Here is a 25,915-nt window from a genome sequence, read left to right on the forward strand (position 1 = left end):
TATTATGAAAAAAGCAGCACTTTTCTTTCTTCTGATCTCATCCCTGGCGGTAGCCCAGAAGTCATCGCTGGAACAGAAAATCAGTTCTATTACGTCAGGAAAAAAGGCTACGGTGGGAGTTTCTGTTCTGGGTTTTGAAAACAATTTCAAATACAGCAAAAACGGGGATAAGGAGCTGCCAATGTTAAGCGTATTCAAGTTTCATATCGCCTGTGCGGTGCTTGATCTGGTAGATAAAGGGAAACTGTCGCTGGATCAGAAACTCTTCTTTAAAAAGGAAGATATGCTGGAAAACACCTGGTCGCCTATCCGTGATAAATATCCTGATGCCAATGTTTCACTATCCTTGGGAGAAGTTCTGGATTACACGGTTGCCCTGAGCGATAATAACGGCTGTGACCTTCTTTTGAAGCTGATCGGGGGAACCCAAACCGTTCAGAAATTTATGGATTCTAAAGGCGTAAAAGGGTTTCAGATCAAACGCAATGAGGATGATATGCATAAAAATTGGAAAACACAGTATGACAACGTCAGTACTCCGAATTCCGCAGTCCTTGTGCTTAAAAAATTCTATGACGGGAAACTGCTCTCCAAAAAGTCCACCGATTATCTGATGCAGATGATGCTGGGAACCAAAACGGGGACTAATAAAATTGTTGAACAGCTTCCCAAAGGTACACCTACCGCCCATAAAACAGGCGCTTCCGGAAAGTACGAAAAGGGGCTTACCGTTGCTGAAAACGATATAGGCATCATTACACTTCCCAACGGAAAACATTACGCTATTGCGGTATTTGTCAATAATTCTACGGAATCAGATGCAGTGAACTGCAGAATGGTTTCCGATATTTCCAAAGCGGTCTGGGACGATTTTAATAAGTAAAATATTAAGCTTATTTTTAGAGCTGAGAAATTACTGAGAATAAAAACGGAATTGATCAACCATTGATATGAAAAAAATTATCTGTACAGTATTCCTGTTCTCTTCTGTGTTCTTTTTTTCGCAGAAGAACCAAAACTATATTCAGGTCAGCTACAGCAGCATCTGCTGCGGAACACCCTCTACACAGCCGTTAACGGATTATGTAAAACAGTTTGAGAAAAAGAATAGACTTAAACCTCTTGAGATACTACGCCAGAGCGGACTGGGAAGAGAAGGTGAATTTAATTTATACATCGGAATCGACAAATTAAGCAAAAAGAAAAAAACGACATTCTTAAAAGGGCTTCAGTCTGCGCTCTCTTCACAAAACGAAAAGAGAAAAAAGGATCGTGATGGTCACGTAAATCTTGATTCCGCGGTGACTGTTCATGGCTCTGACCTTAAAGACATCAAAAATTTAACTATCTATAAAAAATAAAAGAAAAAATGATCAAAAACATTGTAGTTATCGGAGCTGGAACCATGGGGAATGGTATTGCGCATACTTTTGCACAAAGCGGATTCAAAGTAAACCTGGTAGATGTATCTCAGGATGCCCTGGACAGAGGACTGAAAACAATTACAACTAACCTTGACAGAATCATTGCGAAAGGAAATCTTACAGAAGAACAGAAAGCCGAAACATTAGGAAACATCGCTACTTTTACAGAACTTAAGGATGCTGCCGGAACTGCAGATCTTATTGTGGAAGCGGCTACTGAGAACCAGGATCTGAAACTGAAGATCTTCGGACAGATGGATGAGTTTGCGCCTGCCGGATGTATTCTTGCGACGAATACTTCTTCTATTTCCATTACAAAAATTGCGGCTGCAACGAAAAGGGCCGACAAAGTGATCGGAATGCACTTTATGAACCCGGTTCCTATCATGAAACTGGTAGAAATCATCAAAGGATATTCTACATCCAAAGAGACGTTCGATGCTATTTATGATATGAGCAAAACCCTTGGGAAGGTTCCTGTAGAAGTGAACGACTATCCTGGTTTTGTGGCTAACAGAATCCTTATGCCGATGATCAATGAGTCTATAGAAACCCTATATAACGGCGTGGCAGGAGTAGAAGAAATTGATACGGTAATGAAGCTTGGAATGGCACATCCAATGGGGCCACTTCAACTGGCAGATTTCATTGGTCTTGATATTTGTCTGGCTATTCTGAATGTGATGTATGACGGCTTCAAAAATCCTAAATATGCTCCGAATCCGCTTCTTGTAAACATGGTTATGGCAGGAAAACTGGGCGTAAAGTCAGGGGAAGGGTTCTATGATTATTCAGAGAGCAAAAAAGCTGAAAAAGTTTCAAAAATGTTTTTGAAATAATATTTAATCAATAATTTTATTTATCTTTGATATAAAGTTAAAATATTAAAAAAATGAAATTACCAAAGTTTTTATTGGCAGACAATTCGGAATTTCCTGAAGATTTATTCGTAGTTCACACAGAATATCCAAGATTTATCCTAAATGTTGAGGAAGAAGAAGTTGAGTGGTTGGATGATCTGGAAGGTGACGATGAGGAAACTATGGCAGACGAAGCTACTAAAGTGGTAGAAGCTGCATTTAAATGGTGCGATGAAGAGTTGGCGAAATACGACGAAGAAGAGGAAGAATAATAACTCTCTAAACATAAAAAAGGAACTCAGATTGAGTTCCTTTTATTTTTTATTCAGCTTTGTTGAATTTCAACAGCAGCAAATTATCTTTGTAAAGCTCCAGGGTAGTTCCGGAAATCACATATTTATTGGCTTTCCCTACCATATCCAGAAAATTCTGTTCCACGCTCATATTGTTGCACATCATTTTGGTAGATCCCATCTGACCTGCAGAAAAATCACCTGTAGAAGGATCTATTTTAGCTGTTCCGAAATAGTTGTTGCATCCTCCGTTTCCATTGATCTTTTCACCTTCAATATTAAGGGTCGGAACCTTACCTTTCACGTTATCTGCCAATGTCCATTTGGTATTCGCCAATGCTGGTTGGGCCTTCCCTACTTTTGATGCAGAAGCACTGGACATTGAACCGCACGACGCCAGGATAGCCGCCGCACCTATACTTAAAAAAAGATTTTTCATTTTTTTCTTTTAGAATTACTCAAATTTAAGGAAATTATATTATTTAAACGGGCTGGGGGAAATTTTATTATTTTTTAGGATTCTAATTCTATCATTTTATTTTTCAATTCCAATAGATTTGTGATGCAGGATTTCTATTTTTTAAATTTTGGCTAAAGCCTTTGGATTGCAACTATTGAAAAGCGGGGTGAAGCCCGCTTCTATTGAATAAGCTCAGTGAAAATATTTTTTGTCTCACGCAGATTGAACAGATGAGGCAGATTTTTTCTATTAATATATATGAAAAGCACTATTATGAATCTGCATGATCTGCTCAATCTGCGATATAAAAGATAAAATAAAAACAAAAAAAACGGGCCTTAAAAGGCCCGTTTCAATGGTATATTTTTAGATTTAAGATCTTAATTCCGCATTGTATTCTTTCTGGAATGATTTGATCAGGGAATCCATCACTTCAGAGATTTCTTTCTCTTCCAGCGTTTTTTCCTCATTCAGAAGTTCAAAGCTCATCGCGTAAGATTTTTTGCCTTCCGGAAGGTTTTTGCCTTCGTAAACATCAAACAGGTTGATGCTCTTAATGAAAGGAGATTTATTCTTTTTCGCGGTCTGATACAGATCCTGATAGTTTATATTTTTATCGATCAAAAGGGCAAGGTCTCTTCTGATTTTGTTGAATTTTGGAATATCCTTAAATTTCAGTACATTTTTAGAACGTAATTCCTGCGCCCATTCCAGTTCAATTTCAGCATAGAAACACTCCTGGTCGATGTCAAAGTCTTTCAGTAATGCCGGAGCTACTTTTCCGATTCTTACCAGTGTTTTCTGATCTGCTTCATAAGCCAATGAATCAGAGAATCTCTCGTCAGTTAAAGCAACTTCCTTATAATCGATACCCAACTTTTCCAGTAAAACTTTTACATAAGCCTTAAGGTTATAGAAACTTACAGCAGATTTAGGCTGAAGCCAGTTTTCAGCAAGGTCTCTTCCTGTAACCAGAATGGCTAATTGTTTTCTTTCCTCGTACTTTTCTTTTTTATGATAAATTTTTCCAAATTCGAAAAACTTGATATCCTGATTCTTTCTGTTGATATTGTAACCTGCATTCTGAAGAAGGCCTTCCAGCAAAGATTTTCTCATGAATGCAAGATCCCCGCTTAACGGATTTAATAATTTCACCGCATCCGTTTCATCTTTCACAGAGGTTAATGAGTTGTTCATTGCCTCATTGAAGCCAAGACCTTGCAGTGTTCTTGCCCAGCTGTTTTCCAGCTCATCCTGATCGTTCGCACTCAGTTTAACCGGTGTAAAAGAAATTTTCTGCGGTGCATCGATCTTATTGTATCCGTAGATTCTTAAAATTTCTTCAATAACGTCAATTTCTCTGGTGACATCCGCTCTGTAAGCCGGCACAGAAATTTCAAGTCCGTTCTGGATCTCGTTTAATACCTGGATTTCCAGTGCTTTTAAGATTTCCTTTACTTTTTCCCTGTGGATTTTTGTTCCTAAAATCTGTTCAATTTTTGAGAATCTGATGATCACATAATGATCCTCAATTTTCTTAGGATATTCTTCCAACAGCTCTCCTACCAGTTTTCCACCTGCAATCTCCTGAATCATTTTGATGGCATGAGTGATGGCTGTTCTTGTGATATTCGGGTCTACTCCTCTTTCAAATCTGAAAGAAGCATCCGTATTCAATCCATGGAATTTAGCTCCTTTTCTTACCGCTACAGGATTGAAATAGGCGCTTTCCAGGAATATTGTTTTGGTTTCACCGGAAACTCCGGACTGGGCTCCACCGAAAACTCCGGCAATGCACATCGGGTTGTCTTTTCCGTCTTTAATCATCACCTCGGAACCGTTCAGTGTTCTTTCAACACCATCCAGTGTAGTGAATTTTGTTCCTGTTTTTACAGTTCCTACTTTCACTTTGCTATCGGTAATCCTGTCTGCATCAAATGCATGAAGCGGCTGTCCGTATCCGTGAAGGATATAGTTCGTGATATCTACAATATTGTTGATCGGGCTTAAACCGATTGCTTTTAATCTGTCTTTTAACCAGGCCGGAGAGTCTGCCACTTTCACGTCTTCAATCACAGCTCCTATGTATCTTGGACATAATTCTGTATTTTCAACTTCCAGTGTGAAATTGTGTGTACCTTCCCCATTCAAAACTTCGGAAGAAACTTTTTCAAATGTGGATTTCTGCTGGTTGGTTGAAAGAAATGCGTGAAGATCCCTGGCAACACCATAATGAGACATTGCATCTGTTCTGTTCGGCGTTAAACCGATTTCGATCACCTCATCAGTATTCAGTTCAAAATAATCCGCGAAGTTCTTCCCCACTTCATATTTGGTTTCATCCAGCACCATGATTCCGCCGTGATCATCGCTAAGGCCAAGCTCATCTTCTGCACAGATCATTCCCTGAGAAATCTCACTTCTGATCTTCGCTTCCTTAATCTCGAAAAAGTTTCCGGTCTTGTCATAAATTTTAGTTCCAACTACGGCTACAGGAACGGTTTGTCCTGCTTCAACATTGGGAGCTCCACAGACAATATTCAATATTTTGCCGTTTCCTATATCAACTGTTGTCTTCTTTAATTTGTCAGCATTCGGATGTTTCTCGCAGGTCAGGACTTTTCCTACCACAATACCTTCCAGGCTGCCTCTTACACTTTCAAATTTTTCTATCCCCTCTACTTCAAGACCAATATCTGTAAGGAATTCCCCGATTCTTTCAGTTTTCAGTTCCGTTTTGACAAAGTCTTTCAGCCAGTTGTTTGATATTTTCATTTGCTCAATCTATTTTTATTGCCGGATAAGGTTTTTAGCCTTTCATCCGGTCATTTTTGTTCTTTTTCAAAGGTTAGAAACCTTTTCGTAATGAGAAAATTTATTAGAATTTTCCGCGCTACAAATGTCGTGTTTTTTTAAGAAACTGCGAAATTTAGAGAGGACTTTAAGAGAATAAGTTTTATTTATATGGATGAATCAGCCCCTGTTTCAAGAACCGCAAAACCTCCTATTTCCCACCGCTTATTCCTGTGGCAAATCCGAAAAAATATTTTCATAAGTCTATCTCCGGATTGGCATAAAAAAAGAGGTCTTTTACAAAACCTCTTCTATTTTATTTTTCAAAATGTTATAATCCGATCACCGGCATTGATAACATCAGGATATTTTCGCTTTCTTCAAGACCGTCAAGAGGTTCAATAATTCCCGGTCTGTTCGGTTGTGACATTTTCATGGTGATATCGTCAGAACCTAAAATAGTAAGCATTTCCGTTAAAAACTTGGAGCTGAAACCAATATTGATATCTTCTCCATTGTAGTCGCAAGGAATCTGCATATCCGCTTTGTTAGCATATTCCGTATCTTCTGCATGAAGGTGAAGGATATTAGCAGACAGCTTAAATCTTACCTGATTGGTCGATTTATTGGACATGATGGATGCTCTTTTAATCGCTCCCAAAAGAAGATTTCTGTTGATCGTCAGCACATTTGGATTTTCTTTCGGAATTACAGCGGTATAATTAGGGTATTTCCCGTCTATCAGTCTACAGATCCAGATGTGTTTTCCAAACGTAAATTTAGCCATATTCTCGTTGAAGTCGATGGTAACGTCTTCATTGGAACTTGCCAGGATATTTTTGAAAATGTTCAACGGTTTTTTAGGCATAATGAATTCCATAGGTTCGGCATTCATCAGGTCTGATCTTTTGTAAACAACCAATCGGTGGGAGTCTGTGGAAACAAAATTGGTTTCATTCTCCCCAAACTGGAACAGAACTCCTGTCATTACCGGACGAAGAGAATCGTTGCTTGTGGCAAAAAGTGTGTTCGTTAATGCTTCGGATAAAACTCCGGCAGGCATGGTTACGCTCTGCGAGGCATCAAATTCCGGCAGTTCCGGGTAGTCGTCTGCATTGTCCAGTGCTACTGCGAAATTGTCTTTTTCATCTAAAATTTCCAGCTGGCTTCCAGTTCCTTCTGCATTATCCTTTACTACGAACGTTAAAGGCTGTTCCCCATAAGTCTTGATAAAATCCTGAAAAATTTTAGCAGGAACGGCAAATTTACCCGAATCGTCAGACTTTACTTCCAGAGAAGTAACAAGAGTAGTCTCGCCATCAGATGCTGTAATGGTAACGTTATTTCCGTCTAATTCAAAAAGATAGTTTTCTAAAATCGGTCTCGATTGAGAGCTTGATATTACGCCACTTACAGTTTGCAATGCTTTCTGCAGTTCACCACTTGAAATAATAAATTTCATAGATTTAAAAATAAGTTTCTACAAATATAATAAATAGAAACTATAATGAAAAAAATAATCTTAAGGAGTTTTGAACAATTATCGTTAATCTGTTTTCGGCCTTGATTTTAGTCTCCAGATTTCTCTTATTACTAATTTTTCAATCCGGTTGTCCGTGTTTATTTTTTCATCGGCCGGTGAATATGGCTGTAAAACTGATCTTGGAATATCTTACCCCGTCAAAATACAAATCTTATCTTTGCTAAAAAATAAATCATGCAGAAACTACCTGTCCACAAAAGTTTTTTAAACGCTTTCCGGGGTCTTTTCATGATGATGAAAACGGAAAGGAATTTCCAGATCGAACTTGCCGCTTTTTTCATCAATATTTTCCTGATCTTCTACTTCAGGCTTTCAGCGGTGGATACTGCATTGATTCTTATGGTTTCATTAGCCGTTTTAAGCGCGGAAATTTTCAATACAGCCATTGAAAAGATCTGTGATATGATTCAACCTGATTTTGATCGAAGAATCGGCTTTATTAAGGATGTTTCAGCAGGTGCTGTTCTTTTGATGGCGGCCGGATCTGTTGTGGTGGGTGTGGTGGTGTACTGGAAGTATGTTTTTTAGGGATTAGGGAAGGTAAATATTAAAATCTGTGTCGTCTGAGAAATTTGTAAAAAAATAACCACAAAAGTCACAAAAGTTTTTTAACACTTGAGTTATTTGAAGTTTAACGTTAGAATGCAGAGAAGTTCACATAAGTTTAGAAAAAACCAGAGATTTTTATGCCCGACAATATCCGCAATCATCTGTGAAAATCTGAGAAATCTGCGGGATAAAATAAATTATATCCAAATAGCCATTTAAATTCATTAAATAAAAAAACAGGGCTAAACCCCGTTTCTATTGATAATAATTATTCTAAAATCGTTGGTGAAAAATTATTTCCCCACATAAATAAATCCTGTTTTTCCTGATTTGAAAACAGTTTCAATTCTTTTATAGTCGTCCACTTCATACTCATCAGCCTTCAGGATTTCTTCTTCCGTCACTTCAAAAAGCATCCCTTCCACTTCATCTGTACTGTTTCCGGAAAATTCCAAAATGGGATGATATTTCTGATTACTTTTCCGTAAAACTTCAGGATCCGTAATTTCAACTGTTTTCAGGATATAGCCGGTGAGAATATCTTTCTCCCCTTCCAGAAGCCTTCCGAAGGTTTCAAGTTGTACCTGCTCTTTCTGCAGGGTTCCGTACGAAAATAAATAGATCATGATAAGTATTTTTCTATGATCGGTAATGCCGTTTCAGCCATTACACCATACCCTTTTTCATTCGGATGAACGCCGTCTTCAGAAAGCAGAATCTCTTTATCTTCCACAACTGCCTTATAAAAATCAATATACTGTAAAGCATTGTCTTCAGCCATATCTTTAAGGATCTGATTGTATCGCAGGACTTCTGCATTGGTTCTTAATTTTCCGGCGGGAGTTTCCACCCCGTCTACCTTTTCGGCAACCGGAAGAATGCTTACGAGATAAATATCGCGGGAATATTGTTTTGCATGCTGAATGGCTGTTTTGATATTTTCCCTGAACTTTTCAGGAGCAACCAGCTGGCTTCCTCCTTTTACTACCAGGTCATTGGCTCCATATCCGATAAAAACAATATTTCCTTCTGCTGAGTTTCTTGCGGCCAGCTCATAAGGCATCCTTTTCAGCAGACCTTCTGTAGTCTCCCCGCCAATTCCGAGGTTAAAAAGGATCACTTCATGACTTCCTTCATGGAAACGTTGTAAAGCATATCTTTTCAGAATATCGACCCAGCCGCCGAAAACACCGTCGTATTCTCCATAGGTGATGCTGTCTCCGAAAAACAGGCCGTAGATTATTTTTTTCATTGTTATTTCTGATTGTTTTTGATATTGATAACATTTTGATAGGATTGCATCCTATCCTGGGTTAAGTCGTCACGTTGTGACTCCATGGTTTACAATGAACCTGGTGTTAATCCAAAATTAGGGTAATATTTTTGTGTGACTGTATGATTTCGATTAAAATTTCAAAACAGGGTTTGTCCCGTTTCTTGTATTAATGTTAATTTGATAGGACTGCATCCTATCCTGAGCTAAGTCGTCACGTTGTGACTCCATGTTATAAAGTAAACCTGATATCAATCCAAAATTAGGGTAATATTTTTGTGTGACTGTATGATTTCAATTAAAATTTCAAACAGGGTTTGTCCCGTTTCTTGTATTAATGTTAATTTGATAGGACTGCATCCTATCCTGGGTTAAGTCGTCACGTTGTGACTCCATGGTTTACAATGAACCTGGTGTTAATCCAAAATTAGGGTAATATTTTTGTGTGACTGTATGATTTCGATTAAAATTTCAAACAGGGTTTGTCCTTTTCCTGAAATTAGGTCATCAAGTTTTTCCTGTATCAGCTGTGTATTGAATGGTTTTCCCTGTCTGATTTTGTTTTTATAGAAAATACAGGTGGCTTCAAAACCCAGATCTTCTTTTGACTTCTGGGATTCTTTCCATATGATTTCAATGGGCTCTCCGTTTTCAAAGACTCCGAAACCGCCGTACAGGATATCATCGAAACCGTCGAGTGTTCCAACTTTCCAGCCGGTATCTTTCATCAAAACCGAGGAAACCTCATCATAGAATCCGGGCAGATCTGAAAAGTGTCCGCTATTGATTGTGATTAAGGTATTTTGATCTGAATTTAACATTGTTCTGGTAAGATTTGATTCTGGTAAATATAAAAAATGACCGCCATTCAGTGGCGGTCATTTTTATTTTATTTGAAGTATTCCACTCCGTTTTTAAATATGTTGTGGTAATTCGCGGTTGGTATGTTTTTCATCAGACCTTCTGCAAAACGTTCCGGGTGCCCCATTCTTCCGTAAATCTTTCCACACGGGCTGGTTACCCCTTCAATCCCGAATAATGAATTGTTTGGGTTAAACGGCATTCCGTGGGCAATATTTCCGTCAAGATCTATGTATTGAGTGGCAATCTGACCATTTTCATACAACTTTTTGATTTCTTCTTCAGAAGCCATGAAACGTCCTTCGCCGTGAGAAATTGGGATAGTGAATACCTGATCTTTCATTCCTTTTAGCCAAGGGCTTTCATCATTCACTACTTTCACATTCACCATCTGAGAGATATGTCTTCTGATTGCGTTGTGGGCCAGTGTAGGAGAATTTTCATCCAGATCCTTGATTCTTCCGTAAGGTAACAGACCGGATTTAACCAAAGCCTGGAAACCGTTACATATCCCGATGATCATTCCATCCCTGTCTAATAGTTCATGAACAGCATTTTTCATCTTCTCATTTTTCAGGACGTTAACGATGAATTTGGCAGAACCATCCGGCTCATCACCGGCTGAGAAACCTCCTGAGAATGCCAGAATCTGAGAGGTTCTGATCTCTTCTACCCAGGCATCGATGCTTTCATCCAGCAGCTGGTGGTTGATATTGATCAAAGGCAGGCTGCTTACTGCTGCTCCTTCTTTTGCAAAGGCATTCAGCGTGTCATACTCGCAGTTGGTTCCCGGGAACACCGGTGCAAATACTTTAGGCTGGGCAATGCCGTGTTTTTTAATGATGATATTTCTAGGGTTGACCGAATTTGATTTTTCATCAATTTCAACCGTCAGTTTTTCTTTTTCTTTAGTTGGGAAAAGATTTTCAAAAGTTCCTGTGTATGCTGCTTCCAGCTCCAAAATCTGAGCTTCAAGACTGTTTATTTTCAAAACACCTGAATCTTTTACTTCTCCGATGTGCTGAAGCGAAATATGGCTCAGTTCTTCATTGGATTCGATGATTAAGCTTCCGATATTTTTAGTTAATAAAGCACTGTCCTCAATACTGATTTCAGCTCCCAATCTGTTTCCGAAGCTCATTTTTGCCAATGCTACAGCAGCACCGCCTTCCTTAACAGTTTTCACAGAAACAATTTTTCCGGCTTTAATGTTTTCGAAAATAAAATCAAAAATTCCTTTTAAACTGTCATAGTCCGGAAGTCCGCTTTCCTGAGGAATATGGTTGAAGAAGTAGATTTTATTTCCTTCTTTTTTAAATTCAGGAGAGATAATATTTTTCTTTTCACCGTTCGCACAGGCAAAAGAAATCAAGGTTGGCGGAACATTCAGATCCTGGTAGGTACCGCTCATAGAATCTTTTCCTCCGATCGCAGCAAGACCAAGATTGATCTGAGCATCATAAGCTCCTAATAGTGAAGCCAGAGGTTTTCCCCACTTCTCAGGATTCTGCCCCAGTTTCTCGAAATATTCCTGGAAGCTTAGTCTGATATTTTTGTAATCGCCACCCATGGCAGCAATTTTAGCCACACTTTCCACTACAGCATAAGAAGCTCCCAGCAAAGAATTCTGCTTAGAAATTCCCGCATCAAATCCCCAGCTTGCCAAAGAAACCGTTTCGATGTCTTTTGCTCCGATAATTGGCAGGGTCTGTACACTTCCTTCCATCAGGGTCTGCTGGTATTTTCCTCCAAGCGGCATAGCAACCGTAGTGGCACCTATGGATGAATCAAACATTTCGAGCAATCCTTTTTGGGAAGCTACATTTTTATCGCTTAATATTCTGATGAAGTTGTCTTTGGTAAAAGAAGCTGTTTCATCTTTTACTTCTTCCAGGTGGGTAATTTTTACTTCCTGTGTTTTGGAACATCCGTTGGTATCCAGGAATTCTCTTGAAAGGTCTACAATTTTGTCTCCCTTCCAGAACATCTGCATTCTTCCTGAGTCTGTTACTTTTGCCACTTCTACAGCAACAATATTTTCAGCTTCGCAGAATTTAATGAACTGATCTTTGTCTTTCGGATCTACTACAACCGCCATTCTTTCCTGAGATTCGGAGATGGCTAATTCGGTTCCGTTTAATCCTTCATATTTTAAAGGAAGAACATCAAGATTCACTTCCAGGGAATCAGCAATTTCACCGATAGCTACTGAAACACCGCCCGCTCCAAAGTCATTGGATTTTTTTATCAGTCTTGTTACTTCAGGGTTTCTGAATAATCTCTGAATCTTACGTTCTTCTACGGCATTTCCTTTCTGAACTTCGGAACTCATGGTGTGGATAGAAGTCTCATCCTGCTCTTTTGAGCTTCCGCTGGCTCCTCCAACTCCATCACGGCCTGTGGCTCCTCCCAAAATAATGATGGAATCACCATTTTCAGGCTTATCACGTCTCACCCAATCTACAGGAACGGCTCCGGTAACGAATCCTACTTCCATTCTTTTGGCTTTGTAACCTTCGTCGTAGATTTCAGAAACCATGGTTGTGGCAAGACCGATCTGGTTTCCGTAAGAGGAATATCCGTTGGCTGCCTGTTTTGTAATGGTTTTCTGAGGAAGTTTTCCCGGTAAGGTTTTATCCACCGGTTCCAGAACATCTGCAGCACCCGTAAGCCTCATCGCCTGAAAAACAAATGATCTTCCGGACAAAGGGTCTCTGATGGCGCCTCCCAGACATGTGGAAGCTCCTCCGAACGGCTCAATTTCCGTAGGGTGATTGTGGGTTTCGTTTTTGAATAATAAATACCACGGCTCTTTTTTACCGTCGTATTCTGCTTCAATCCGGATAGTACAAGCGTTGATCTCATCTGAGATCACCAGGTTGTCCAGGTTTCCGGTTTTATGGAAATATTTACCACAAACTGTTGCCAGATCCATTAAAGAAATCGGTTTCAGCTCGCGGCCTAAGAATTTTCTTTTTTCAATATAATCATTGAAAATGGTTTCCAATGTATGTTTGAATGTTCCTTCAAACTGAATGTCCGACAGCTCTGTTTCAAAAGTGGTATGACGGCAGTGGTCACTCCAGTACGTGTCTAAAACTTTAAGTTCGGTTTCGGTAGGATTTCTCTTTTCTGTTTTGAAATATTCCTGGATGAACTTCAGATCGTCCAGTCCTAATGCAAAACCGTGGCCGTTGTAAAAGTTTTCGAGCTCAGCATCATTGAAACTGATGAAATTTTCGTGGATGATAACTTTTGACGGGATTTCGTCTGCCGGAATATCCAGGATAGAAAGGTCTTTTTCCTGTGATTCCACTTTATTGATCAGCAGATCTTTTATTTTTACGAGGTCTGCTTCAGAAACGCCTTCAAACTGTATCAGTTTTCCGCTTCTTACTTTGGATTTTTCATTCCCCGTCAATAAAGCGATACACTGCTGGGCAGAATCTGCACGCTGATCATATTGTCCCGGAAGGAATTCCATGGCAAAATACGTCTGCTCTGCAGGATTTTCCGTATGCAGGATATCCGTTACCGGGTCTACGAAAGTACTGTTGACTACTTTTTCAAATTCTCCGTCATGGAGACTGAAAATATCATACACATTATAAACTTTCACATTTCTGACCGCCGGAACGACCGCTTTTACTTCATCAAAAACTTTTGGACTTTCCACATCGAAAATTCCTCTTTTTTCTACGAAAATTCTTTTGTTATTAGACATTAGATGTCAGATTTTTTAATATTAGATTTATTTTTTCTTTTCTTTTTTCAGGTTGAGTTCCTTTTCTAAAGCACCAAAACCAGATTATTGTCTTTCGTTCCGTCTGTATTGGAAGCATTTTTTGGAGCTGTCATCCAAAATTCTTTATTGAGTACAAATTTAAAGGAATAGGTCTTACCTTTTTCAAATCTGGATAATGGAACTTCCAATTCAAACTGATTTTCATTTTTTTTCCTCATCTGGTATTCTTTATTCTCAGAATTCCAGTCATTAAAACTCCCTGCTACGAAAACTGAGTAGATCAGCTTTGCATCGAGATTTTTACCATGGGTATAGGAAAAAACAACGTTATTTCCTTTAATGGTGTAACCATACGTCTGCTTTTTATCTGAATGGTTTTCAAGATCCCCGATAAGATCCGCTCCGGCATCATAAAGTGCAGGAAACGTTTCGGGACCACTGATATTCACGATCATGCAAATCCCGGTATTGAGTTCAGGATATACGGCAAACCACACCTGATTTCCGAATGCTCCTCCATGTTTAAAACCGTTTTTCCCATATTCATTGGTTCCAAAATTATCCCAGAAGTACCCGAACCAGCCGCTCTGGCTATCGCTGATATTTCTCTGGGATTCCTGAGCCACTGTATTTTTAGCATCCAGTTCGTATTGTAAAAACTTCATAAGGTCTCCCATGGTAGATTTGGTCTTCATTCCGCTGGCTCCCCATAAAAGGCTTTTGAAATGTGGCATCAGACGGCCGTTTGAATAGTAACCATTCGCCAGAATCTCATTTTTTGCGAGTTCCAGCCTGGTGTGATTCATTCCTGCCTTTGAAAGAATGTTTTTCTTAAGCAGGGACTCATAGCTTTGTCCATAAATATTCTCGAGCATAAGCCCTGCAATTTCCAAGCTAATATTGCTGTATACATACTGCGTTCCCGGAAGTGTGTCCAGTTTTACTTGATGCAGGTCCTGCTTGAACTGGTCTTTTGTATAGTTTTCTCCTAATTTATTGTATTCAAAAGGAGTTTCATCGGTCAAATTTTCCCTCAGAGCTTTATCGTCCGGAAGACTTCGCGGCAATGCTGTTCTGTAGGATATAAGATCTTTTACTCTGATGGGCGTTCCATTATATTCCAGATTGGGATAAGATCCTTTCAGGTATTTACGGATATCATCCTCAAGACTGATTTTATTTTCCAATACGGCCTGAGCCACCAGCTGTCCGGTAAGAAGCTTGGTTACGGAGGCTATTTCAAAATAAGTATTGTCGGTCGCCCGGTTTCCTTGTCCTTTATCTATTTCCCCATAATGTCTGGTGTATACTTTACCATCTTTCAGGATTCCTACAGACACGGAATACGCTCCGGATTTTTCTTTTAATTTAGCTGCATTGGTATCCATGATGGAATACATTTCTTTCTGGCTTTGTGAGAAGCTCATCTTAGACAGAAGGATTAATAAAAAAACCGACAGGTATTTCATGGACTATTGTTATTTTACAAATTTATTCGGGTTATCCGGATGTTCTTTCTGAAATTTCTCCGCTTCTTCTATTTCATTATCCAGCCATTTCCGGTAAGGAATTTTTTCGTTAAAATCCAGACCATAATTTTCTTTACCATCTTCTGAAACAAGGAATTTAAATCGTTCAGAAGTAGAGCCATCCCTACTCAGATCATAGGTATTGATCTGATAGAAGGGGAAATTTTCTTTCGGTCTTTCTACAATTTCAAAAAGTAATTTCTTTTGGTCTTCAGACATTTCAGGATAAACATTGACATAATAAAGCCCTGAAAGCAAGGTATTCTGCTTTTCAAAAAATTGAAGAATGCTTTTCTCTTTCGCGTTGTACTCAAAAGGGTTCGGATAATATTTCCCAAGGATTTCCTTGTCCTTGTCCGAGGGTTTTGCAACAGGTTCCACCACTTCTCCTCTGGTATTCATTACGCCCCAGGTTCCGCCTTCCATAGTTTTGTGTCCATCTCCCGTTTCTTTCCACGCACAGCCATCGCAAAAAACAGCATAAGCGTAATCAAAATACGAAACAAAATCATGCTCAGCTTCTATTACGAGTTTTCCATTCCGGTCTGCAAAACCTATTTTCCCGTTCTTTACAAATCTCCTTAGACCTTCCCTGAAATAATCTGCTCCATTGTCGTAAAAGAAGGGCCTGTACAGGAAATTTCCTTTTTTATCATATACATATCCCCATGCATTTTTTTCTTTGGTTTCTCCTTTTTTAAAACCGTCGAAATAAATGGTTTCCTCCTTTACCTGCTCCCCGTCCTTAAGATCCGAATATATTCTAAACTGTGCAGGGACGATAATTTTTCCATCCTGATCTTTCACTCCAGTCAACGTATCTTTTGAGATAAAATACTTTAACACCTCTTTCTTCTGGGAAAAAGAAAATACGGGTATCATGGAAATAAGAAACAGTATTTTTTTCATGTTGGAATAAAATAAAATATGCAGCCCAAAAAGACTGCATATGCTTTATACTTTAAGATCAGCCTCCAATCCTATCAGGTCTTTGTTCTGGTCGAGAATCGGCTGAACTTCATTGCTGATGAATTCCTCCGTCTGAACCGGTGCAAAACCGATAAAGTTTTTAGGATCCAAAACTTCTTTTAATTTTGATTTGTCCAGTTTTAAAGAATCATCGTTCAGGATTCTTTCAATAAGGTCATTTTCTTTTCCTTCTTCTTTCACTTTTTTGGAAGCTTCCATAGAGTGAACCCTGATCACTTCATGAATTTCCTGACGGTCACCGCCGGCTTTCACTTCTTCCATGATGATATATTCCGTCGCCATGAAAGGAAGTTCTTCCATAATATGCTTGTTGATTCTGTTTGGATACACCACGATTCCGTTCATGATGTTGTTCCAGATCAGTAAGATCGCATCCACTGCAAGGAACGCCTGAGGAATAGTTAATCTCTTATTTGCCGAGTCATCCAAAGTTCTTTCAAACCACTGAGTAGAAGCTACCATTGCAGAACTTGTCGTCAGAGACATTACATATTTTGCCAGCGCCCCGATTCTTTCGCTTCTCATCGGATTACGCTTGTAAGCCATTGCTGAGGAACCGATCTGGTTTTTCTCGAACGGCTCTTCAATTTCTTTAAGATTCTGAAGAAGACGTAAATCGTTAGTGAATTTATGGGCAGATTGTGCAATATTCCCTAGTAAAGCCACCACTTTAGCATCAATTTTTCTATCGTAAGTCTGACCGGAAACTCCGAACACTTTCTCAAAACCGAATCTTTTTGAAAGTTCTTTATCCAGGTGCTTTACTTTGGAATAATCACCATTGAAAAGTTCAAGAAAGCTTGCAGCAGTTCCTGTAGTTCCTTTTACTCCTCTGAAACGAAGTGTTTCAAGGAAGAAATCAAGTTCTTCAATATCGAGAACAAGACTCTGCAGCCAAAGTGTAGCTCTTTTCCCTACTGTGGTCAGCTGGGCCGGCTGGAAATGAGTGAATCCTAAGGTTGGAAGGTCTTTATACTGAATAGAGAAATCTGCCAGGTTTTTCATTACATTAACCAGCTTTTTCTTTAAAATCAAAAGCCCGTCACGGATCTGGATAAGGTCTGTATTGTCTCCTACAAAAGCCGAAGTAGCCCCTAAATGGATAATTCCTTTTGCTGAAGGCGCCACATCTCCATACGTGTGAACGTGAGCCATTACATCATGACGGAATTTCTTTTCGTATTCTGCCGCTTTATCATAGTCGATATTTTCAGCATTAGCTTTAAGCTCAGCAATCTGCTCATCTGTAATGTCAAGGCCAAGGTCTTTTTCAATTTCAGCAAGAGCTATCCAAAGCTTTCTCCAAGTACGGAATTTGTTGTTATGTGAGAAATTAAACAACATTTCTTCACTGGAATAGCGTTCTTCCAATGGATTTTTGTAGGAATTCATTCTTCTTTTACTTTTAGATGCACAAAAATACGGATTTTCGGTGAGAGATGAAAATTGTGAATGGTCTTTTAAATTTCAGATTAAAATGACACGGACGCCATCACATTTTTTACTTCTAGGAGGCAATTTCCTGCTATTTTCAAAAAATATTATTCTTTTTTTCAACAGGTAGTGATTTTATTTCAATTTATTTTATAAATTCGATTAAGATAGCGGAACTCGAAAAGCTGACAGAGTAGAGAAACCAAAGTAAACAAAACTTATTATGAAAAATTTAAAGAAATTATCAAAATCCAGTTTAAAAATGATTTCAGGAGGCTGGGTGCCGCCACCGGGAGGAAGATGTCCTGAGGGAACCTGCCAATATACAGAAAACGGACCATGCAGAAAATACGACGCTGATAAGTGTTATTAAAAAAGCAGTTAAGCATCATGCTTTGCCCATAAAAATAGCCGTTCATCTGAACGGCTATTTGCTTTTATTAAAAACAATCCGGAGCTTATTATGCAAGTCCGCATTCTACGTTCACGGAAATACATTTTTTTACAAATGCACACCAGTAATACCCTGGTAAACACATCGGGATTCCTCCCTGAACTGTTTTCAATTCTTTTTTTGTCAATTTTCTCAGATTTTTCATATTAATAATTTTGGGGTTGTTCCTACTCTTTAAGCTTTTCGGATCCTGCTATGATTGGTGGTACTAATATACATTTTTACTCAAAATAATTCTGATTACCCATGATCTAATTTAAATAAAAGAGAAAATTATTCATCAGAAAACCGTATTTACCGATAAATTACTACATCATCTTTTTTAATCTGATACCCTGTCTTTTTGTAAGGAACCAATACATACGTTTCCGGAATATAACTTCCGCTTTTCCACATTTTGCTTTTTCCTTCTCTGTTAAGAATAATACTTTTGGCATTTCCATTCGGGATAAAAATTTCGGCTTTTTTCATGTCTTTACTGAAAATAACGGCTGTCATTGAAGTGTAACTTTTATCAGAATTAACTTCCTTTAATTTGATTTTCTGTGAAAAAACCTTCACACAATCATTTCTGATCTGTGAATAGGTATACCCCGCTGAACCTATACAGCCATGAACATCTCTGTCACCTCCCAGCACCGGAGCTTTCTGCTGACCAAAAAATAAAGAACCGAGGAACACTGCGCCTAATAAAATAGTTTTTTTCATATTTAAATATTAATGGTTTTAAGTTTTTTAAATAATAACAGAAATAAAGGATTAGCTGATCTAAGATACAAAAAACTACTCATTATGTGATACTTATCAATATATTATTCAATTCTGTAATAAAATTTTTTAGAATTGTCAAAATGCTTTTAAATCTGTACCTTAAATATTAATCAAAACAAAAGACTGCCTTCACAGACAGTCTTTATAGTATTTTAAAATTCCGGATTTACTGGTAAATCACCACGTTATCTTTTTTAAGCTGGTATTCTCCCTTCTTAAACGGAACCAGTACATAATCATCCTTCTTCCATATTTTTCCCTTACCTACTCTTGTAAGAATGAGGCTTTCACCATCTGTATCGGGGATGAAAATTTCTGCTTTCTTCATATCCTTGCTGAAAATCACGGCCGTCATTGAAGTGGAACTTCCTTTCGGCTCTACCTCAGTCAGTTTTATTTTCTGTTCGAAAACCCTTACACAGTCTTTTTTGATCTGGGAATACGTGTATCCCGCAGAACCTATGCATCCATGAGCATCTCTGTCTCCTCCTACCGTTTGTGCCCACATAAAAGATCCCATCATCATTGCTCCAAATACAATCGTTTTTTTCATAATTATTATTTTTAAAGATATTAGTGTGCTATTAAAAATCATGCCAAAAAAGGAAAAGCCACTCCGAAGAATGGCTTCCCGATTATTATTTCGTCCAGTTGATTTTGGAATGTCTTACATGCTCTGAACTGGTTCCGATCATAAGATCAAATTCTCCCGGCTCCCAGTCGAATTTCAGTTCTCCGTTGTAGAATTTCAAACTTTCCGGATTGATATCAAAGGTCACTTTTTTAGATTCTCCTTTTTTCAGGAAAATTTTCTGGAATCCTTTCAGTTCTTTTACCGGTCTGGTAATGGTTCCTACCATATCCCTGATATAAAGCTGTACTACCTCTGCCCCGTCGTAGTTCCCGGAATTGGTAACGGTTACGGAAGCCTGAATAGTCTGGTTTCCTTTTGGATTCTGGTTTGAAACCGACATATCGGAATAACTGAATTTAGTATAACTCAATCCATATCCAAACGGATACAGCGGTGTATTACATTCATCCATATAGTTGGAACGGAATCTTTCATATACGCATTTATCCACTTTATCCTGATTCAACGGACGGCCAGTATTTTTTGCGTTATAATAAATAGGAACCTGCCCCAGGCTTCTCGGGAAAGTCATCGGAAGCTTCCCTGAAGGATTTACTTTTCCAAATAAAACATCTGCAATGGCGTTTCCGGCTTCTGAACCAGCAAACCAGGCATTAAGAATTGCATCCGGTGTATCTTTTACATTGGTCAAAGCCAGCGGGCGACCGGTATATAGCACCATAGCAATAGGCTTCCCGGTCTTTTTCAATTCGTTTAATAAATCCACCTGCGACTGAGGGATGGTGATCTCTGTTCTTGAAGAGGATTCACCGCTCATTTCCGCGGATTCACCAATGGCCAGAACAATAACATCTGCTTTGTTGGCGATGTCTACGGCTTCTTTCAACAGCTCTTCTTTCGGGCGGTTGTCCCGGTCTGTTTTTTTTCCGTGAGCTGCGTAGATATCTTCTAATTTTGCATCGTAATCAATATTTGCTCCTTTTGCGGAAAGAAATTTCACTTCTTTTCCATAATTGGCCTGAAGTCCCTGCATCAATGAAACTGAAATAGCATGTTTTGTAGCCACACTCCATGTTCCGGCCATGTTGAGTGAGTTATTCACCAATGGTCCTATCACTGCTACGGTACCGGATTTCTTCAAAGGCAATACCTGGTTTTCGTTTTTCAACAATACCATTGACTGGGCAGCTACGTTTCTTGCGATATTGCGATTGTCCATATTGTACACCTCTTTTGCAGCCAGTTTCGCATCACCATAACGGTAAGGATCATCAAACAATCCAAGGTCATATTTTGATTCAAGGACTCTTCTTGCCGCCATATCAATTTCTGCCTGGGTAACTTTTCCTTCGTCCAAAGATTTTTTAAGGGTGGTTAAAAATCCTTCACCTACCATATCCATATCTACTCCTGCTTTCAGGGCTAAAGCAGACACCTGCTGAAGATCTCCCATTCCGTGCTCTACCATTTCGTTGATCCCCGTATAATCGGTTACCACAAAACCTTTGAAGTTCCACATTTTTCGGAGAACTTCTGTCTGAAGCCACTTGCTTCCGGTTGCAGGAACCCCGTCCACTTCGTTGAAGGAAGCCATCACAGAGGCTACACCGGCATCTACAGCTGCTTTATAAGGAGGAAAATATTCATTGAACATTCTCACGTGGCTCATATCTACTGTATTGTAATCACGGCCGGCTTCACCTGCTCCGTATAATGCAAAGTGTTTTACACAGGCAAGGATGGTATTTCCGGCGGAAAGATCTTTCCCCTGATAACCATACACCATATTTTTTGAAATCTCACTTCCTAAGTACGGATCTTCCCCGGAGCCTTCGGATACTCTTCCCCATCTCGGTTCGCGGGAAATATCCACCATTGGAGAGAAGGTCCAGTTGATCCCATCGGAAGAAGCTTCTTTTGCGGCTACCCTTGCAGACTGCTGCACCAGGTTCATATCCCAGGAAGCAGCCAGTCCCAATGGAATCGGGAAGGTGGTTTCATAGCCGTGGATAACATCCATCCCGAAGATCAAAGGAATTTTAAGGCGGCTTTTTTCTACAGCTACCTTCTGAACTGCTTTAATTTTTTCAGCTCCTTTTATGTTGAATAATCCTCCCACTAACCCCAGCTCCACTTTTTTTCCGATATCCGAGCTTTGGGCCTGCCCTGTGGTGAAATCTCCGGAGGTGGGCAGATTGAGCTGGCCAATCTTTTCATCTAAAGTCATTTTAGACAAAAGATTTTCGATGAAAGCTTTTTTCTTTGCCTGATACTGGGCCGTCTGGAAAGACTGCACGGGTTTCGTGACCATGTCCTGTGCGGAAAATACGGGCGAAAGTGCCAGGGTTGCAATTACAATTAACTTTTTCATAAATCTATCTTCTTAAATTATAGTTCTGATTTTATTTTTTACTGTTTAATAAAGACTGTTCATTTTTTATTAACGAGCTGTTGGGTAGCGCAAAGGCGCTAGTTTTTTCCAAATGTTACGTTTTAAGGCGCAAGGATTTTATCTGCGATAAAAATTGATTCTGTTATAATCTGTGTCTTTATTCTTTATTCTTTATTCTTTATTCTTTATTCTTTATTCTTTATTCTATTAACTTCTTATCTCCTAATTATTCCCCTTTTTTCCTGGACAGCATCCATTCATAAAGCTTAGGATCAGAATAGGTGGAGTCCCAGGAATTGTGATTGTCATTCGGGAAAATAATGAGCTCTGCCGACGGATTTACCGGGTGCAGCCTCTGATAGAAATTAAAGGCATTTTCCGGCAGTACGATATCATCCATTCCTCCGTGAAAAATTTTCATATTCAGTCCTTTGTACTTATTGATATTGGCATACATGGGAAAATCCGTTGGTGCACATACAGAAACTACCGATGCAAACATTTCTGGATGCTCCTGAGCCAGTTTCAATGTTCCCCAGCCTCCCATTGAAAGCCCTGTAAGATGAATTCTGGAAGCATCAATCTTATATTTTTTCTGAATCTCTTTGATCAGGTTATATACCGTAATGGTATCCCACCATGAATCTGCAGGACATTGAGGTGCCAGAATCGCTACGGGTTCCTTAATCAGGTTTTTGTAGGTGAACGGACTATGCGCTTTAACCATTTCAAGATTATTTCCTCTTTCTCCGGAACCATGCAGGAATACAATTAAAGGGACATTTCCTTTGGCTTTTTGAGGATAATCCAGAATGTAAGACATTTTTTCTGTCCTTTTAATCTCTTTGTTCAGTTCCCCTTTTAGTTCCTGTGCATTAAGCTGCAGTGAAAGCGGAAGAAGTACAAGGGGAAGATGTTTCAGTTTTAATTTCATATGGCCATTTTTGTTTGGGCTAAAGCCGTTGGTATTTTGTTTTTTTATTTAAGCGGGCTAAAGCCCGTTCTAGTGAATAAAAATCCTGCTGAAGATAATACTAATCCTGGTTATTTAATACCATATTTCTCAGATTGAAAGCTTAATTTTTTTAGTCCCTGCTGGATTTCAGGAGCATTCATAAATAATTTCCATAAAAATCCCGTTCTGTAGTTTTCAATCATTGGGGCTATTGTCCCCTGGTCTATCGCTAAATATCTTGGGGTATACCAGTTGTTGTAATTTACTGAAGTGGCATCATAAGGTCCTGCAGATCCTATGAATTCAGGTTTTTGGGTATATAGAAACCTCAGGAAAGCCATAGATTCTTTAGGCGTATACGGAAAGCTGCTCAGTGCGGCAGTGGGTGTGATTACGCCATTGTCATTGGAAGGCATATGTGCGGTGTAGCCAGTGCTTCCGTCTTCATTTCTTGTGTAGCCGGCTGTCAGTCCCCAATAATTGGCACCATAGCCTTTCCATTGCTTTGGATTTTCTACACAGTATTTATAGTCAATAAGGGCCTGATTTTTGTTTAATTCGAAATAATTTTTCACCAGTTTATCTGAAAGTCCGGTAGGATCCAGCCCGATGTAGGAATATTGTGACCAAAAGAGAGGTCCGCCGTATTCTTCGGCATAATTGTGTTTTACGTACAAAGGAAGTCCGTATTTTGTTTTGTCTGTAAGGTAGGTCCCGTTTCTTGTCCAGCCTTTGTAATAGGTTTCTGCATCAATGGAATGCGTGGGTGATGAAGCTGCCAGAATGTAGGTGATGAGGCATTCATTATAGCCTTCCAGAGGGAAATTCATTTCCCACTGATATTCCGGAGACCAGTGCCAGTAGAGGACTTTTTCACCTCCTTTTGTATACCAGTTCCATTGGATTCCCTTCCAGATTTCATCACATTTTGCAGCCAGTGCTTTTTCTTCTGTGTTTCCGTTTTTAAAATATTCACGGACCATCAGAATTCCCGAAGTAAGAAATGCCGTTTCCACAAGATCGCCGCCATTATCTTTTTTGCCGAAAGGGACTGTTTTTCCTGTTTCTCCGTTGATCCAGTGTGACCAGGCCCCTTTATGACGGTCTGCCCTGGCCAGAAAATCCATCATATGGGTGAGTCTTTTTATGGCTTCCTGTCGTGGAATAAATCCTCTTTCTACTCCTACCAGAAGCGTGGCCAGTCCAAATCCTGACCCTCCGGTGGTAATGACATGCTTATCATTATCCGGATAAATATTGTCTTCATGGTAACGCTCTCTACCCATCATGGATTTGGGTTCAGCGTAATCCCAGAAATATTTTACGGCATCTTTTTGAACTCTGTCCATCAGCTGTTCGTCTGTGATGTCACTTTTCACCGCTTCCGTGCGGGCAGTTTCCTGTTTCGGAGACTGTGAGTTTTTGCAGGAATTTGCAAAGAATAAAGAGGTGATGGCAATTGATAATACGGTCCTTTTCATGAAATCTTTTTTTACCTGGTTCTGCTAAAAGAAGAGGAGAACTTTCATTCTCCTCTAAAGTGTATGGTTAAATTTTAATATCCTGGGTTTTGGGTTAGAACACCATTACTATCATTAATAGCATTCAATGGAATCGGTAACAATTCATTTTTTCCCGATTTAAATCCTAGTGGACCTAAAACAGTTGCTGCCTGTCCAGTTCTTAACAAGTCTGGAAATCTATCATTTTCCATAGCCAGTTCTACTTTTCTTTCCTGGTAGATAGCTGCCCGCATAGTTTCCTGATTGGATGCCGTAGTATTTGCCAAGGTTGCCCTATTCCTAACTTTATTCAATGAAGTTGCTGCTGCTGAAATATTTCCTAACTCATTTGCCGCTTCTGCATTAATCAGCAATATGTCTGCAAAACGTAAAATTCTTATATTTTGTTCTGAGCCTTGATCACAACCAGTCTGATGTGATTTAGGAACATATACTTTCTGATTAAAAGTTGTTACGGAAAGAGGATCCTGCATTGCGATTACATCTCCTTCTGGCGTAGTTTCCCCATTTCTAAGAATTGTGAGCTCCTTACGGATATCACCTGCTTCAAATGCGTTTTCCAGAGCAGGAGAAGGAGTGAAAAATCCCCACCCAAACTGGTTTCTGACTCCTTGAACTTGAGCATACTGAGAACCGCCAAAAGCTCCAGTACATTGATTATTTACTTCAAATACAGATTCAGTTCCAAATTCACCTTCAATCCTGAATAAATGGTTAAAATCGGGATCTAAACTATATCCCATAGCTATAACTTCATTAGATGTGTCGTAGGCTTTTTGCCAGTCTTTTTTGTATAAATATACTTTTGACAATATACCCTTTGCTGCTCCTTTGGTTACACGGCCTAAGTCACTTGCTGGGTAAGACTGAGGTAAAACATCAGCTGCCTCATTCAGGTTTTTTATAATATAGTCGTACACCTCATTCACTGAATTTCTTGGTATGTTGTAATTAAACTCTGAGGGATTTACAGGAATATTATCAAATATTGGAACTCCGCCCCATAACCTGACTAAATTAAAATAAAAATAAGCCTTTAAAAACTTCGCTTCCGCAACCAATCTATTTCTGAGGTTTGCATTCATTTCTATTAAAGGAACATGCGTAATAACACGATTACATAATGCAATTCCTTTCCATTGTGCTTTCCAGTAGCTTTCAATACCTGCATCTGAGACTGTATAAGAGTAATTATCGTATGCATTAATAAATGAAGAATCTCCTGGATTACTTCCTTTAACCACATCATCACCAGTAACTCCCATTACATATTGAAAAGGAAAAGCAGAATTATCCCATCCTTTCAAAAAAGCATAAATAGCAGCCGTACCAGACATTGCGTCTGCTTCAGTTTTAAAAAATTCTTCTGCTAAAACTGCATTTTCAACTCTGTTTTCCAAAAAGTCATTACTACATGAAAGAGAGGACAATACAAGAATTGATGATATTATTATTTTTTTCATTGCTCAAT

At 39.1% G+C, this 25,915-nt stretch carries 23 protein-coding genes; 6 read left to right on the top strand and 17 right to left on the bottom strand.

All coding sequences use genetic code 11. The features are described from left to right. Positions 1-4: 4 nt before the first annotated feature. The 4 genes from bla-A (at position 5) to B7E04_RS16770 (ending at position 2,556) form a co-directional block, all read left to right on the top strand. A complete protein-coding gene (gene bla-A / locus B7E04_RS16755) occupies positions 5-883 on the top strand; it encodes a CGA/CIA family class A beta-lactamase (protein WP_080779641.1) in 879 nt (292 codons plus the stop codon). Positions 884-950: 67 nt separating this feature from the next. Then, complete coding sequence (locus tag B7E04_RS16760) at positions 951-1,361, top strand: hypothetical protein (protein WP_080779642.1); 411 nt, start codon at positions 951-953, stop codon at positions 1,359-1,361. A gap of 11 nt (positions 1,362-1,372) precedes the next feature. Next, positions 1,373-2,263: a 3-hydroxybutyryl-CoA dehydrogenase gene (locus tag B7E04_RS16765; RefSeq protein ID WP_185117087.1), complete on the top strand. Its 891-nt coding sequence runs from the start codon at positions 1,373-1,375 to the stop codon at positions 2,261-2,263. A 53-nt stretch (positions 2,264-2,316) separates the two neighbouring features. Further along, positions 2,317-2,556, top strand: coding sequence for a hypothetical protein (locus tag B7E04_RS16770; RefSeq protein ID WP_007845674.1), 240 nt, complete (start codon positions 2,317-2,319; stop codon positions 2,554-2,556). Positions 2,557-2,605: 49 nt separating this feature from the next. Here the strand turns inward: B7E04_RS16770 and B7E04_RS16775 are convergent, their stop codons facing one another. The 3 genes from B7E04_RS16775 to dnaN form a co-directional block, all read right to left on the bottom strand. After that, positions 2,606-3,016 carry an META domain-containing protein gene (locus B7E04_RS16775; RefSeq protein WP_062647949.1) on the bottom strand — a complete coding sequence of 137 codons (411 nt, stop codon included), beginning with the start codon at positions 3,014-3,016 and terminating at the stop codon, positions 2,606-2,608. A gap of 393 nt (positions 3,017-3,409) precedes the next feature. After that, a complete protein-coding gene (gene pheT, locus B7E04_RS16780) occupies positions 3,410-5,812 on the bottom strand; it encodes a phenylalanine--tRNA ligase subunit beta (protein ID WP_080779644.1) in 2,403 nt (800 codons plus the stop codon). Positions 5,813-6,161: 349 nt separating this feature from the next. Next, on the bottom strand, positions 6,162-7,292 hold the full coding sequence (dnaN, locus tag B7E04_RS16785; RefSeq protein ID WP_062647953.1) for a DNA polymerase III subunit beta: 1,131 nt from the start codon (positions 7,290-7,292) through the stop codon (positions 6,162-6,164). Between the two features lie 255 nt (positions 7,293-7,547). On the opposite strand from dnaN, the gene B7E04_RS16790 reads away from it, so the two are divergent. Further along, complete coding sequence (locus B7E04_RS16790) at positions 7,548-7,901, top strand: diacylglycerol kinase (RefSeq protein WP_080779645.1); 354 nt, start codon at positions 7,548-7,550, stop codon at positions 7,899-7,901. A gap of 314 nt (positions 7,902-8,215) precedes the next feature. Here B7E04_RS16790 and B7E04_RS16795 read toward each other — a convergent pair whose 3' ends face one another. The 7 genes from B7E04_RS16795 to purB all read right to left on the bottom strand — a co-directional run bounded on the left by B7E04_RS16795 (position 8,216) and on the right by purB (position 17,712). Next, a complete protein-coding gene (locus B7E04_RS16795; protein ID WP_080779646.1) occupies positions 8,216-8,548 on the bottom strand; it encodes a gamma-glutamylcyclotransferase family protein in 333 nt (110 codons plus the stop codon). Beyond that, positions 8,545-9,174 (bottom strand): SGNH/GDSL hydrolase family protein, encoded by a 630-nt coding sequence (locus B7E04_RS16800; protein WP_080779647.1) that lies wholly within the window; start codon positions 9,172-9,174, stop codon positions 8,545-8,547. The genes B7E04_RS16795 and B7E04_RS16800 overlap by 4 nt, the downstream gene beginning before the upstream one ends. A gap of 437 nt (positions 9,175-9,611) precedes the next feature. Continuing rightward, positions 9,612-10,016, bottom strand: a complete 405-nt coding sequence (locus B7E04_RS16805) for a barstar family protein (protein ID WP_080779648.1) — start codon at positions 10,014-10,016, stop codon at positions 9,612-9,614. Positions 10,017-10,084: 68 nt separating this feature from the next. Beyond that, the gene (locus B7E04_RS16810; RefSeq protein ID WP_080779649.1) at positions 10,085-13,780 is read right to left on the bottom strand and encodes a phosphoribosylformylglycinamidine synthase; all 3,696 of its coding nucleotides are present in this window, start codon (positions 13,778-13,780) and stop codon (positions 10,085-10,087) included. A 65-nt stretch (positions 13,781-13,845) separates the two neighbouring features. Continuing rightward, positions 13,846-15,270, bottom strand: coding sequence for a serine hydrolase (locus B7E04_RS16815; protein ID WP_080779650.1), 1,425 nt, complete (start codon positions 15,268-15,270; stop codon positions 13,846-13,848). 9 nt (positions 15,271-15,279) lie between these two features. After that, entirely contained in the window at positions 15,280-16,239 is a 960-nt protein-coding gene (locus tag B7E04_RS16820) for a WG repeat-containing protein (RefSeq protein ID WP_080779651.1), read from the bottom strand. 45 nt (positions 16,240-16,284) lie between these two features. Beyond that, the gene (gene purB, locus B7E04_RS16825; protein ID WP_062647967.1) at positions 16,285-17,712 is read right to left on the bottom strand and encodes an adenylosuccinate lyase; all 1,428 of its coding nucleotides are present in this window, start codon (positions 17,710-17,712) and stop codon (positions 16,285-16,287) included. Positions 17,713-17,977: 265 nt separating this feature from the next. Here purB and B7E04_RS22215 point away from each other — a divergent pair, with 265 nt between their 5' ends. Next, positions 17,978-18,127, top strand: coding sequence for a hypothetical protein (locus B7E04_RS22215; RefSeq protein ID WP_165439462.1), 150 nt, complete (start codon positions 17,978-17,980; stop codon positions 18,125-18,127). 88 nt (positions 18,128-18,215) lie between these two features. Here the strand turns inward: B7E04_RS22215 and B7E04_RS22005 are convergent, their stop codons facing one another. From B7E04_RS22005 to B7E04_RS16860, 7 genes are all read right to left on the bottom strand, one after another. After that, the gene (locus tag B7E04_RS22005) at positions 18,216-18,353 is read right to left on the bottom strand and encodes a bacteriocin-like protein (RefSeq protein WP_139785424.1); all 138 of its coding nucleotides are present in this window, start codon (positions 18,351-18,353) and stop codon (positions 18,216-18,218) included. Between the two features lie 149 nt (positions 18,354-18,502). Next, complete coding sequence (locus tag B7E04_RS16835) at positions 18,503-18,916, bottom strand: hypothetical protein (protein ID WP_080779653.1); 414 nt, start codon at positions 18,914-18,916, stop codon at positions 18,503-18,505. Between the two features lie 229 nt (positions 18,917-19,145). Further along, positions 19,146-19,532, bottom strand: a complete 387-nt coding sequence (locus B7E04_RS16840) for a hypothetical protein (protein ID WP_080779654.1) — start codon at positions 19,530-19,532, stop codon at positions 19,146-19,148. Positions 19,533-19,617: 85 nt separating this feature from the next. Further along, complete coding sequence (gene bglX / locus B7E04_RS16845) at positions 19,618-21,945, bottom strand: beta-glucosidase BglX (protein WP_080779655.1); 2,328 nt, start codon at positions 21,943-21,945, stop codon at positions 19,618-19,620. 247 nt (positions 21,946-22,192) lie between these two features. Further along, positions 22,193-22,900 (bottom strand): carboxylesterase family protein, encoded by a 708-nt coding sequence (locus B7E04_RS16850; protein ID WP_080779656.1) that lies wholly within the window; start codon positions 22,898-22,900, stop codon positions 22,193-22,195. A gap of 110 nt (positions 22,901-23,010) precedes the next feature. Continuing rightward, positions 23,011-24,402, bottom strand: coding sequence for a glucoamylase family protein (locus B7E04_RS16855; protein WP_080779657.1), 1,392 nt, complete (start codon positions 24,400-24,402; stop codon positions 23,011-23,013). A gap of 74 nt (positions 24,403-24,476) precedes the next feature. Continuing rightward, on the bottom strand, positions 24,477-25,907 hold the full coding sequence (locus B7E04_RS16860; protein WP_080779658.1) for a RagB/SusD family nutrient uptake outer membrane protein: 1,431 nt from the start codon (positions 25,905-25,907) through the stop codon (positions 24,477-24,479). Between the last annotated feature and the right edge of the window lie 8 nt (positions 25,908-25,915).

Source organism: Chryseobacterium phocaeense (genome assembly GCF_900169075.1).
Taxonomy (GTDB): domain Bacteria; phylum Bacteroidota; class Bacteroidia; order Flavobacteriales; family Weeksellaceae; genus Chryseobacterium; species Chryseobacterium phocaeense.